The sequence below is a fragment of the Rhodococcus sp. P4_B6 genome, from assembly GCF_056402215.1.
The window spans coordinates 1-721 of sequence record NZ_JBFUHV010000483.1; the positions used below are offsets into that span (position 1 = coordinate 1).

Genomic DNA, 721 nt, shown 5'->3' on the forward strand with positions numbered 1-721 from the left:
ACATCACTCACATCACTCGTGCTGGGTTTCCCCATTCGGACATCCTCGGATCTCAGCTCGGTTGACAGCTCCCCGAGGCTTATCGCAGCCTCCTACGTCCTTCATCGGCTCCTGGTGCCAAGGCATCCACCGTACGCTCTTCATTACTTACAACAAAGATGCTCGCGTCCACTGTGCAGTTCTCAAACAACACACAACCAACCACCTCGCGCAGACACCAGACCGGAAGAACAACTTCCGCGGTTTGACCTGCAGTGCTTGCTTGTCGTTACTTTCCTGTAGAGGAAACACTCGCGTGTTCTCTCAGGACCCAACAGTATGCCGATATAACTCTTCTCCCACCGGCACTCGGGCCGGCAGCAAGTGAAAAGAATGCTTGTCAGTGTTCCACCCATGAGCGCCCGCAGCCCTACTGATGAGGACTAAACGGTCTCTGCCAGAACATCATCCACTGACTGTTCAGTGGTGCACGTCTGGAGAATGCTCCTTAGAAAGGAGGTGATCCAGCCGCACCTTCCGGTACGGCTACCTTGTTACGACTTCGTCCCAATCGCCGATCCCACCTTCGACGGCTCCCTCCCACAAGGGGTTAGGCCACCGGCTTCGGGTGTTACCGACTTTCATGACGTGACGGGCGGTGTGTACAAGGCCCGGGAACGTATTCACCGCAGCGTTGCTGATCTGCGATTACTAGCGACTCCGACTTCACGGGGTCGAGTTG

General features: G+C 55.9%; 2 rRNA genes. Both read right to left on the reverse strand.

The features are described 5' to 3' along the window. Nucleotides 1-153, reverse strand: a 23S ribosomal RNA gene (locus AC1DWT_RS51700); the annotation flags it as partial. A 338-nt stretch (nt 154-491) separates the two neighbouring features. Further along, a 16S ribosomal RNA gene (locus AC1DWT_RS51705) occupies nt 492-721 on the reverse strand; the annotation flags it as partial.